Annotated in this window: 3 protein-coding genes; all 3 read right to left on the bottom strand. The window is 60.3% G+C overall.

The window, feature by feature from the left end; translation table 11 throughout:
* Window positions 1-5: 5 nt before the first annotated feature.
* From METTU_RS16360 to METTU_RS16350, 3 genes are read right to left on the bottom strand one after another with little or no spacing between them, the layout of a single operon-like run.
* Window positions 6-4,808 carry a type I polyketide synthase gene (locus METTU_RS16360; protein ID WP_006892908.1) on the bottom strand — a complete coding sequence of 1,601 codons (4,803 nt, stop codon included), beginning with the start codon at window positions 4,806-4,808 and terminating at the stop codon, window positions 6-8.
* Window positions 4,805-12,514, bottom strand: a complete 7,710-nt coding sequence (locus tag METTU_RS16355) for a type I polyketide synthase (protein ID WP_006892905.1) — start codon at window positions 12,512-12,514, stop codon at window positions 4,805-4,807. Before METTU_RS16355 ends, METTU_RS16360 begins: the two co-directional genes overlap by 4 nt.
* 29 nt (window positions 12,515-12,543) lie before the next feature.
* Window positions 12,544-12,780: an MbtH family protein gene (locus METTU_RS16350; protein ID WP_006892904.1), complete on the bottom strand. Its 237-nt coding sequence runs from the start codon at window positions 12,778-12,780 to the stop codon at window positions 12,544-12,546.
* Window positions 12,781-12,807 lie beyond the last annotated feature (27 nt).

Raw genomic sequence — 12,807 nt, 5'->3', positions numbered from 1 at the left:
TCTGTTTATCCTTGGTTCGTTAGAGAGGTGAATTCATCGTCGATAAGCGCCGCGAGTTCGGCATCGGAAAGCTGTTGGATTTCGGCCCGGCTGTGACTGGGCGATTCCTCGATTGCTGCGAATGCGGGTGCGTCCGGCTGTGCGCCGGGGAATAGCAGGCCGAGCAGATGCGCGGCCAAGGCTTCGGCATTGGGGTAGTCGAATACCACTGAAGGGGGGAGCGGGCGATGCAGTTGGGCCTCGATGCGTCCCTTTAATTCTACGGCGGTCAGTGAGTCCATCCCCATGTCGAAGAAGCCGCGTTTCGGGTCGGGCAGAGTGTTGCTGTCGAAACGTAGCGCCGCGCCTACTTGTTCTTGCAGTCGGTTGAGCAGATAGTCGAATCGGTCCCGAATCGCGAGTTCGCGTAGCGCGTCCAAAACGGCGGAGCTTCCTGTGACGCTTGCTGTCGATGCGCTTTGACCCAGCAGCGTCAGCACAGGTTGGCGGCCGCGGACTTCGTAAAGGCTTTTGAGGCGCGGCCAATCCGCATCCAGAACCGCGACGCGGGTTTGCCCGGCGGCCAGCAAGCGGCCAAACAGGGCGAGCGCTGCGGGGGCGGATAACGCGTTAAAGCCGCTGTCGGCAATATGCCGGGCCGTTTCGCCGTCTATCATGCCGCCGCTTTGCCACGGTCCCCAGTTGATGCTGAGAGCGGGCAATCCCAAGCCGCGGCGGTATTCGGCCAAGCCGTCCAAAAAGCCGTTAGCCGCCGTGTAATGGGCTTGCTGAGCCGTACCTAACACCGATGAAATCGATGAGTACAGGGCAAAAAAATCGAGATCGAGATCCAGGGTTAAGCGGTGCAGCGTCCAGGCTCCGCGTACTTTGGGCGCAAGCACTTGGTGCAGGCAATCCCGGTCGAGTTCGTTCAGGGAGCGGGCGGTTAGTAACCCGGCCGCGTGGATCAGCCCTTTGAGGCGGAAATTGTCGGCGGCAAGCTGTTTGAAGAGTTCGGACATCGCGGCTTCATCGCCGCTGTCCGCCTGTACTACGCGAACCTGGGTGCCCAACTGTTCGATAAAGTCCAGGCTTTCCCGTGCGTTTTCATCGGCGCCTTTGCGTCCCAGCAGGATCAGTTGTCCCGCGCCGTTTTCGGCCAAAAAGCGCGCGGTTTTCAAGCCTAGAGCGCCCAGTCCTCCGGTAATCAGGTAGGCGCCGTCCGCTTTAAACCGGGACGGTGCGGCGACGATAGGCTGGAAGGCTTCAAGTCTGGCGACATAGCGTTTTCCCGCGCGAAGACTGATCGCGTCTTCGCCTTCCGAATCCAGCAGTTCGCGTAGCAATGCCTGTATTTCGTTGCCTTCCAGGTCGATTACGCCGCCTTTCAGATTGGGATATTCCAGGAACAAGGAACGAGCCATGCCCGACAACAGCGAGGGAAAGGGCGATGAGGGCGCGCGATCTCCGGCATTGCTTGCATCGCGGGTGATCAGCCACAGCTTGATGGGGGCTTGCAAACCGGCGGCGGCACGCGCCAACAGGATAACCTGCATCAATTCATCTTCACCGTAGTGTGCGGTCAGCCCGGACGGCCAGACACAGACGATGGTTTGCGGCTGGGTTGCTTCGAGCAGGCGACAGTAATCGTCTGCGTTATCGGCAGCAACCGTCCAGGCATCGGCCGTCGTTTGTGCGTAGGCGTTGCCCGCAGTGACACGGATACAAGGCTGTCCGAGATTTTGCAAGCTTTGGGCCAGCTCGGATTCGTCGCCGGCGCTGAAAATCAGCCACGGCCGGTTTTGCGCTCCGGCAGGCGGCATAGCCGGTTCGGCGTTACGCGCTTGTTCTTGCCAGATCGGCCGGTAGCACAAACCGTCGGTATTGGCGTTGGCATCCCGGTGCTGACGGATCAATAAGTTGCTAAGTTTCGGTAACAGCTTCAGCTCGTCCGCTGACAGCTCTCCTTGCGCTTGCAGGTGTTGGGCCAAGGCATCGGCATTCCCCGCTTGCAGCAGTGTAATCAGTTGCGAGGTTGGCGCGTGGCGCTGCCGTGCCGTAATCCCGCTGTCGTTATACCAATAGCGTTTACGCTGGAACGGGTAGGTTGGCAGGGCGGTACGACGCCGGTGGTAAGGGCGGTCGAAACCGGCCCAGTCAATCGGCACTCCGCCGAGATAAAGTTCGCTTAAGCTTTGGGCCAGCTGTTCCCAGTCAGGTTGATCCTTGCGCAAGCTGGGCAGATACAACTCGGTGTTCTGTTCCGGGGCGTCCGCACGCACCATGCCTGAAAGTACCGGATGCGGCCCTATTTCCACGAACGCCGTTATGCCTTGTCGGCGTAGCGTGGCGATGCCGTCTGCAAATAGCACCGGCATGCGGATATGGCGGCACCAATAGGCGGGGTCGGTGACTTCGGTCGATGCGAAATGCCCGGTTAAATTCGAGATGAGACGGATGCGCGGCGGCAACAGGGTAACGCTGCGGACTATTTGTTCGTACTCGGCCAGCATCGGTTCCATCAAGGCGGAATGGAAGGCATGGGAAACGGTCAGTTCGCGGCTGCGAATGCCCGATTCGGTTAAGTGGTTGAGCAGCGTTCGGATAGCTTGGCGTTCGCCGGAAATAACGGTTTCGCTGCGGCTGTTGATTGCGGCTATCGTGATTAGCGGATTGTTGCCCAACGTAGCGATGGCCTGCTCCACGCGGCCTGCGTCGGCAAATACCGCAGCCATAGCGCCGTTGCGGGGCAGGGCCTGCATCAGGCGCGCGCGAGCGGCGATCAGTTTCAGGCCGTCTTCGAGACTGAACACTCCGGCAATACAGGCAGCAACGTACTCGCCGACGCTGTGTCCGGTGACCGCATCGGGTTGCAAGCCCCAGGACAGCCACATCTGCGCCAACGCATATTCGAGAGCGAACAGGGCAGGCTGGGTGTAGGCCGTTTCGTGCAGATCGGCGGAATCCGCAGCGCATAGTAATGTGGTGAGCGATCGGCCGAGTAAGGGATCGAGATGCAGGGCGCAGTCGTCAATGGCCTGGCGAAAAACCGGTTGGGTCCGGTATAAATCAGCGCCCATGCCGGGGTATTGGGCGCCTTGTCCGGTAAACAGCCAAGCCACGCGCGGCGGTTCGGCTGTATTTGCACCGGTTTCGACCGGCTGCCGCTGGTCATGGCTTTTGCAAAAGCGCTGAAGTTTGCCGCGCATCTCGACCGCATCGGCGGCGGCAAGGACCATCCGATGTTCAAACACGGAACGGGTGGTATTGGCGGAATAACACACATCGGCCAGCGCGGTTTGATTTACGCCATCCAGATGGGCGGCATAGCGAGCGGCTTGGGCCGTCAGTCCCCCGGCGGAACGGGCGCTGAGGCAGAGAAGGTGCAACGGCCGTTCCGGCGCGGGTTCGGTCTGCGGTGTCGGTTCCGGCGTCAACGGAGCTTCTTCCATGACAATATGCACATTGGTGCCGCTGAAGCCGAACGAACTGACACCGGCCAGCCGTGACTTTTCCGACGCCGGCCAAGCGATGGCTTGTGTGGCTACCGTGATCGGTATTTCCTCCCAGGGGATGAACGGCGTAGGTTGGTCGCAATGCAGGTGCCGGGGGATTTGTTCGTGTTTCAGCGCCAAGACCACTTTCATCAGTGCGCTGATACCGGAGGCGGCTTCCAGATGGCCCAGGTTGGTTTTTACCGATCCCACGATTAGCGGCTGTTGCGGGCTGCGGGTTTGGCCGAAAACGGCGTTGAGCGCGCCTATTTCGATGGGATCGCCGAGCTTGGTGCCGGTGCCGTGGGCTTCGATGTAGCCGATTTGTTCCGCCGCGACCCCTGCATTGTGCAGGGCCTCGCGAATCACCGTTTGCTGCGCCGGTCCATTGGGCACCGTCAAGCCGCTGGTCGCCCCATCCTGGTTGGTTGCCGAACCCCGGATCAGCGCGAGCACCTGGTCCTGGCCGGGCACCACATCGGATAGCCGTTTGAGCACGATAAGACCGCAACCTTCGCCACGGCCGAAGCCGTTGGCTGAGGCATCGAAGCTCTTGCAACGGCCGTCGGGCGACAGCATGTGATTGCGGGAAAAGTTGATGCTGGTTTCCGGACACAGGATCAGGTTGACGCCGCCGGTAACGGCCAAATCGCATTCGCGGTTACGCAGGCTTTGGCAGGCCAAGTGAACGGCGACGAGCGACGACGAACACGCGGTATCTACGGCAAGGCACGGCCCCTGAAATCCCATGCTGTAGGCCAAGCGCCCGGCAGCGACGCTGTGCGCCATGCCGGTGGTCATGTAGGCGTCAATCTCGATGTCTTCCCGCGACATCAGCAAAACGCTGTAATCCTGGTTGCAAATGCCGATGAACACCCCGGTGCGGCTGCCTTCCAAGTCGGCGGGGACTAAGCCTGCATGCTCCAACGCTTCCCAGCACACTTCCAGCAGCAGATGCTGCTGGGGGTCCATGCTGATGGCTTCGCGCGGGGAAATGCCGAAAAACTGCGGGTCCGACTCTTGTATCTGCGGAAGAAAGCTGCCGAAGCGCGTGACGATCTTTCCCGCTGCGTCGTAGTCGGGATCGTAATAATGGTTGCTGTCCCAGCGCGACGCGGGCACCTCGGCAATGGTGTCCTTGCCGTCGCGCAGCAGTTCCCAGAAAGCCTCGGGCGTTTCGATATTGCCCGGCAAGCGACAGCCCATGCCGATAATGGCGATAGGTTCTTTTTGCGCCTGTTCCAACGCTTCGAGCTTGGCGCGGGTGGTCTGTAACGCCAGCAAAGCGCGTTTGACGGGGGACAGTTCCGTTTCCGGGGCGGATGCATGATTCATAAAGAAAAACCCATATCTTCCAGTTCCTTAAGGAGGCTAGCTTCCGCTTCCTCTTCTGTTAGTTGTTCCAGCGCTTTGCGTTCTGCATTTTCGCCGGTTTCGGTCTGCGGTGATGGATCTATCGGCTCCCGGCCTAGCAGGTCTTCCGCTAAATAATCGACCAGTGCCGTAACGCTGGGGAAATCGAAGGCCAGCGTCGACGGCAACGCACAGCCCAGGCTGGTACGTAAACGGTTTCTTAATTCTACCGAGGTGAGGGAGTCCATGCCCATATCGAAAAAGCCTTGTTTTCTATCGACCGTCATCGACGCTGGGAACCCCAAAACGGTTGCCACCTGCGAAGCAACGTGGCGGGTTAAGAGAGCGAGTCGTTCGTCAACGGGCGCGGATTCGAGAAGTCGGCGGAATTCGGCCGGTTGCTCGGACGGGGCTGACTGCGCCGATGAGAATTCGCGGCGAAAATCAGCTAAATAACCGGAAGACGCAATGCGTTGCAGATAGGTTGGCCAGTCGATCGGGACAACTCCGACTTGGGCCTTGTCGCAGTGAAAAATCCGTTCCAATGCCGCCAATCCTGCACGCGGGTCGATAGTCCCCATGCCTTGAGCCTTGAGGAAATCCCCGGCTTGAACGCGCGCAGCATAACCGATTTCGGACCACGCCCCCCAATTGATGCTCAGGGCAGGTAAGCCATGAGCCAGCCGATCACCGGCCAGCGCGTCGAGAAACGCGTTGGCGCTGACGTGGTTCGACTGCCCGACCGAGCCGAGCAGGGAGGTGGCCGAAGAGAACATGATAAAAAACTCCAAAGGCAGCGCCTGGGTCTGGATATGGAGCTGCCATGCGCCGTCCAGCTTGGGCTCCAGTACTTTGGTGTAGCGTTCCGGTGTTTGTTCGATAAGCACGCCGTCGTCGAGTACGCCCGCCGCATGCATGATGCCGCATAGCGGAGGCAGCGTCTGTTCGATTTCGGCCAGCATTCGGGCGGTTTGTTCCGGTTTGCTGATGTCGACCTGAAATATGCTGACTTCAGCGCCTGCCTGGGTAATTGCGCGAATTTTTGCTTCGGTTGCGGGCGTAACGCCGCGCCGTCCCGCCAGTACCAGGTGGCCGGCACCGTGTTCGGCCATCCAGGCTGCGACCAGCAAGCCCAAGTCGCCCAAGCCGCCGCTGATCAGGTAGCTTGCGTCTTTACGGAAAGGCAGGGCTGCGGTGTCGAACGATAAAACCAGCTTGCCGGTGTGATTGGCCTGCTGCATATTGCGGAACGCCGTCTGTGCGTCGTTGGCGGCAAATACTGTGCGAGGCAATGGCTTCAGTTGCCCGTTACGGAACTCTCCCATTAGCCGTTGCAGCAGTGCTTGCAGCAGCGTGGGTTTTTCCTGGTACAAATGCATTAAATCGATTGCATGGTAGGCGATGCCCGGAGCCAGTTCGGCTATTTCCTCAGGGGTTCGCAGGTCGGTGATGCCGATTTCCAAAAACCGCCCGCCGCTACGCAGTAGCGCCAAGCTTTGGCTGGTGAACTCGCCGCTCAGGGTGTTGAGCACCACGTCGACGCCTTCGCCATCGGTCAAGCGGCGGATTTCATCGGCAAAGTCCAGCGTGCGGGAGTTCATGATGTGTTTGACTCCCAAGGCGCGGAGCACATCCCACTTGCTTTCGCTGGCGGTGGCGAACACTTCGGCCCCGGCCCGCTGAGCCAGTTGGATGGCGGCTTGACCGACGCCGCCTGCTGCGGCATGGATCAGCACCCGTTCGCCCGCTTGCAACTTGGCGAGATCCTCCAGCGCGTAGGCGGCGGTCAAAAACGCGATGGGCAGGGTGGCTGCTTCCTCGAAGCTTAAGTTCTCCGGCAGGGCGACCACCGTGCAGGCAGAAGCGTTGACGTAGCGGCTAAAGCTGCCCGGCGCCATGGCCAGCACCTTATCGCCGACGGAAAGATGGCTCACGCCGGAACCGACGCGAGCCACTACGCCGGCGCATTCAATGCCTAATACCGGCCCGGCTGCGGGGACTCTGTGCAGCGCCAACAGCACGTCTTTGAAGTTAAGCCCGGCGGCATGCACCCGGATTTCCACTTCGCCTGCCCTAGGCGCATGGCGTTCGGTCGGGTTCCAGGCCATTTCGTCCAAACTGCCTGATGCGGGTACGCCCAGTTGGTAAGATTCGGTCTGCGGCAGACTTTGTTTGCCGCCGCGCCGCACCAGTCGTGGAACCAGGCGCCGTTCATCGCGAAACGCGATCTGATCCTCAACCTGCGCTCGGGCATCCGCAGTCATTTCGGCGACGATGGCCGGGATTTCATCGGGCCGGGCACCGGCGGCCAGATCGATACGAATGCAACGCAGCTCAGGGTGTTCCAATGCGATACTTTTGCCCAGTCCCCAGAGCGGCGATGCCGCCAAGCCGGTCAAGGCTTCGCCGGTTACGGAGACCGCTCCCCGCGTCAGCAAAGCCAAACGCGGCGGATTGCTTGGCCGGGCTTTGCCGAGGGCTTGCACCAGATGCAGCACCGTTTCCCAGCCCAAACGGGCGTTTTCGGTTAGCGAAAGCGCGCCATCGCTTGGTGTAGGGGTATCAAGGCTCCACAAATGTGCGCAGTAAGCCACGCCCGCATCGCCGAGTTCGCTGAATAAGCGCTGATAATGCGACGCTTGGTAAGGATCGATGGTGAAGCTGTCCTGTTGCGTGCGCCGGTATTGGCTGCCGGGATAAACCAAAGTACAGGCCGATCCGGCGGCGCGCAGGTATTCGCCTAAGCGCTGGCCGGTTCCATCGGCATCGGCGAAAATCAGCCAAGGTTGGGTTGGGCTTGCATCAACCGGCAGCGCATCGGCCTGGGCCATGATGATGGACTGGTGAATCGGCGCGCAATCGATACAGCCGGTTTGTTGAAAGCCGGATGCGTGCAAAGCATCGCACCAGGATTGCCCGGACAGTAACGGATGGGACGGACGCAGGTGTTTGTCGCTAAAGCGCCACCAGCCGCTGGTCATGCCGAATATGATGTCTATCCAGTTTTGCGGCGCGGTGCCTTCGAGCAACAACAGCAGGCCGCCGGGCGCCAATAAGCTGCGCGTATGCTTCAGCGTTTGCGCCAAATCCTCGGTGGCGTGCAGTACATTGGAGGCCACGATAATGTCGTAATCGTGGCGTTTGAAACCTTGCGCCTGCGGGTCTTTTTCGATGTCCAGCGTTTTGTATTCGATGAATGGATAAGCGGCAAAAGTCGTCTGTGCTTGTAGCGTGAAAGCGGGCGAAATATCGGTAAAGACATATTCGGTACGATTTGTCGGCAAGTGAGGCAACAAAAACGAACTGGCTCCGCCGGTACCGGCGCCGATCTCCAGAATCCTGATTCCGCTACGTTGCGGCAGAGACTCAAGCGCGGACAACAAGGCCTGCTTGAACACAGCGCCCACGGCTTGCGCGCCGGGCGGATCGCGATATAGCGCGGCCAGCGCCGACCCGTCTCCGCCGGGAAATAACAGCTCCTGCAGGGGATCGCACCGGCCTTGCAGCACCCGCGCCAGCGCGGAGCCGCAACGTTCTACCAAGTCGAGTTCCAGGCCGATTTGCGGATAACGTGCGCGCAAGAGCTGCGCGGTTTGTTGCGGATGCGGTATAGCCGGTGCGCGCAGCACTTCCCAGCCGGTGCCGGTGCGCTGGAGAAACCCGGCTTCTGCCAGCATTTCCAGCGTGCGTTCGAGCAGGTGCCGATGGGCAGGCATGATGCCGAGGTTATCGGCTATCTCCAAGGTCGAGAAGCCATCTTCGGGTTGAAACGTTTTACCCATATCCCGAAATGCGGCCAGGGCATAGTCCACACACAGCTGGTCCAGTTCATCCAGGGCTATGCCGCATTCCTCCAGCCGCGATTGCCGGACCCATGCCGCCATCGACGCATTCAATGTATCGCTCATAGACGTCGGCGATGCCAGTAAAGCCGCGTTGGCATGAGGCGAGCATAAGCCCTGAGCACGCCAGTCGACCCCGTAAAGCCAGGTTTCCAGGTCGGATTTGGCGGAGAGCAAATTGTCAGGAGCCGCTTGCTTGGCCTTGAATCCTTCGATGATGCCGATGATTTCGCCACGGTCATCGAACAGCGAAAGGTCGGCTTTGAGCAATGGCTGTTCGGTTGCTTTATGGACTTGCACCCGGCACCATAATCGGTTACCCGGCGCACGATACAGTTGCAAACGGTCTAGCCCTATCGGTAGCCAGGTTTCGTTTGCGCTGCTGTCGGATAAGGTGGCGATCAGCACCTGGAAGCAGGCATCCAACAGCACCGGATGAATATGATAATGGGCGGTCTCGGCAACCAGCCGTTCGGGCAGTCGGATCGAGCCTAGCGCCCGTCCTTCGCTACGCCGCAAGCTTTGCAACGCCTGGAAGTCGGGGCCGTAGTCAATGCCGCGTTGTTCGCATTGCCGGTAAAAAGCCTCAATGGCAATTTCTTCTTCGAATTCGGCCTCGATAGTTTTCATATCGACGGCTGGGGGGGCGACGATTGGAGCGATGGCGGCGATATTTCCGGCTACATGGAAAATCCATTGTTCCGGCTCGTTATCGCTCAGGCTGTAAATTTCAAAACGGGCCGGTTGCTCCGTCGCCTGCGTCAGCACTAGCTGAACGGTTTTGTCCCGGTTCTCGGAAAAAACCAGGGCTTGTTGAATGGTTATGTCCTCCAGGCCTGGAAGGGCTGTATCGCTATCCTTGCTTGCGGCGGCCAAGCCCATTTCAATATAAGCGGCGGCTGGAAGCACCGACTGATGGAAAACCCGGTGGTCTTGAATATAGCCTTTGTCGTTTAGCGTCTGCTCATAACGTATTTCCCCTTTGGGCATGGCGGGCAAACGCAGACGTTGGCCGAGCAGCGGATGTTTTGTGTCGGCGCGGGCAGTTCTTCCTATTTCGTTAGCGGAGGATGAGGCTCTGTCTACCCAAAACCGCTGGCGCTGGAACGGATAAGTAGGCAGATGCAGCGGCCGGTAGGTTTGTTTCGGATAGACGGCGTTCCAGTCGATGGCGACGCCCTGCACGAACAAGTCGCCGAGGCTACGCAGGAACTGTTCATCGTCGGCGGTCTGTTGCCGCAAGCTGGGGATCAGTATCGCGTCGGGGGAGATGTGACGGGCCATGCCCAGCAGCACCGGATGGGGGCCAAGTTCAAGGAACAGTCGGCAGTGCCGGTCGTGCAGGGTGTCGATGCTGTCGGCAAAGCGCACCGGTCTGCGGATATGCTCGACCCAATAGGCGGGCGTGGCGATGTCCTCGCCGATCAGGCGGCCGGTGACGTTGGAAATTAACGGGAGGCTAGGGGCGTGATAATGTATTTCGGCAGCAATCTTGGCGAATTCCGCCAGCATCGGTTCCATCAACGGCGAATGGAAGGCGTGCGACACGCTCAGCCTGCGATGGCCGATGTTTTCCGCTTGCAGTTCATCCAGGACGTGATTGAGCGCGGTCTCATCGCCCGAGATCACCACGTTTTCGGCGCCGTTGACCGCGGCGATGGCTAATCGGTCGTGCCCGGCCAGGGCTTGGGCAACCCGCGCTTCACCGGCAAAAACCGCGGCCATTGCGCCGCCGGTGGGCAAGGCCTGCATCAGGCGGGCGCGGGCGGCCAGCAGTTTGAGCGCATCGTCCAGGTTGAATACCCCGGCCACACAGGCGGCCACGTATTCGCCGACGCTGTGGCCCACGACCGCATCGGGCCGGACGCCCTGGGCTTGCCACAGTTCGGACAATGCATATTCAAGGCAGAACAGCGCCGGTTGGGTGTAACCAGTTTGGTCGAGACGATCCGCCGCCGTGTCAAACAGCAGTTCGCACAGCGGCACATCGCACCAAGGCTGGAGCAGCTCGGCGCAGCGGTCGATGGCCCGGCGGAACACCGGCTGGGTTTGGTACAGCCGTTGACCCATGCCGGGATATTGCGCGCCTTGCCCGGTAAACAGGAAGGCCAGGGCAGGGGCGGCCGCGCCGGGGATCTTATGGCTAACCCGGCTGGCGGCCGCGTTACCGTCGATAAACGCCTCCAGGCCTTCGGCAAACCCTGCGGCCGAGGCGGCGCTCAGCGCCAAGCGATGGAGGAAATGGCTGCGGCCGGTGGCGGCGCTGCCGCACAGATCGGCCGGAGCAGTGTCCGGGTGAGCCCGAAGATAGTCCCGGTAACGCTGCGCCAAAGCCAGCAGCGCTACGTCGGAGCGGGCGCTCAATACCAACAGCTGCTGCGCACTAGCGGCAATGGCAGCGGAACCGGAACGCGTTGCGCTCTCGTCGGCCTGAGTGCGCAGCGGTTGCGGCGCTTCTTCAATAACGATATGGGCATTGGTGCCGCTGAAGCCGAAACTGCTGATGCCGGCGATACGCGGCCGTTCGCCGCGCGGCCAGGCTTGCGGCTCGTGCAGGACACGCAACGGCTTGTCGGCCCAGGCAAAGCGCGCGGTCGGATTGTCGCAATGCAGATGGCGCGGCAGGCTGTCATGCCGGAGCGCCAACACCAGCTTGATGATTCCGGCCACCCCGGCGGCGGCTTCCAAATGCCCGACATTGGTCTTGACCGAGCCCAAATACAACGGATTCGCCGCCGAATGTGAAGCGCTGAAGACCGCATCCAAAGCGCCCAATTCAATCGGATCGCCCAGCGCCGTGCCGGTGCCGTGGGCCTCAACATAACTGACCGCATCCGGCGTAATGCCCGCATTACTCAAGGCCTGCCGGACCACCTGTTCCTGCGACGGGCCGCTGGGCACCGTCAGGCCGCCGCTCGGGCCGTCCTGGTTAACCGCCGAACCGCGCACCACGGCCAGCACCTGATCGCCCGCGGCCAGCGCATCGGATAAGCGTTTCAGCACCAGCATGCCGCAGCCTTCGCCGCGCACATAGCCGTCCGCAGCGCTGTCGAAAGACTTGCAGCGGCCATCGGGCGCCATCATCCGCGCTTTCGAGAAATTAACATTGAGCCCCGGCTCCAGGATCAGGTTCACCCCGCCGGACAAGGCCAGATCGCATTCCTTACGGCGCAGACTCTCGCAGGCCAAATGCAAGGTCACCAACGACGAAGAGCAGGCCGTATCGACACTGAAACTCGGCCCGGTCAGGCCCAGCGCATAGGACAAACGCCCGGCCGCGACCCCCTGCGACGCGCCGGTCCCGACATAGGCATCGATCTTGTCAAGATAGCCGGGTGCGAACAGCCGTTGCGCATAATCCTGGCCGATAATGCCGACAAACACCCCGGTGGCGCTGCCGTAGACACTGTCGGGCGGGATATTGGCATATTCCAGCGCTTCCCAGGCGACCTCGAGCAGCAGGCGTTGTTGCGGATCCATCGACACCGCCTCGCGCGGCGAAATGGCGAAAAAGCGCGCATCGAATTGATCGACGCGCTCGATAAAGCCGCCAAAGCGGGTATTCATCTTGCCCGGCGCATCGGGGTCGGCATCGTAATAGGCATCGATGTCCCAGCGCTCCGGCGGCACCTCGGTGATCGCATCGCGACCGTCGTTCAGCAACTGCCAAAAAGCCTCGGGACTGTCCACCCCGCCCGGAAACCGGCAGCCCATGCCGACAATGGCAATGGCTTCGTTTTTTTCCGCATTGCAGGCCTTGAGCCTGGCTTGCAACTCATCGATTTTCAGCAGGGCGCTTTTAATCAAGTTCCGTTGCGCTTGGCCGGTTTCGCTGTTAGTTGTCATAGGTTAAAGCCGCCACATTCCGTCATCGATTACTCGGCCTGAACTTTTGCATCAGGCAAGCCGTTCATCTTTTCAATTAAGCTTTTCGGACGCATATCGGTCCAATGGGTCTCGACCCAGTCGAGGCAATCCTGGCGTTTGCCTTGCGGACCTATAGCCGTCCAGCCATCGGGAATGCCGCGAAAGGCCGGCCAGAGCGAATGCTGCCCTTCATCATTGATTAGAACAAGGTAGTCGGCTTCGTTATCTTCAAAGGGGTTAGTCATGGTCGTTTCCTTTATCTATTGTTTGTG

The organism is Methylobacter tundripaludum SV96 (genome assembly GCF_000190755.2).
Taxonomy (GTDB): Bacteria; Pseudomonadota; Gammaproteobacteria; order Methylococcales; family Methylomonadaceae; genus Methylobacter_A; species Methylobacter_A tundripaludum.
The sequence above is the reverse complement of the archived record's forward strand: the minus strand, read 5'-3'. Positions and strand labels throughout refer to the sequence as shown.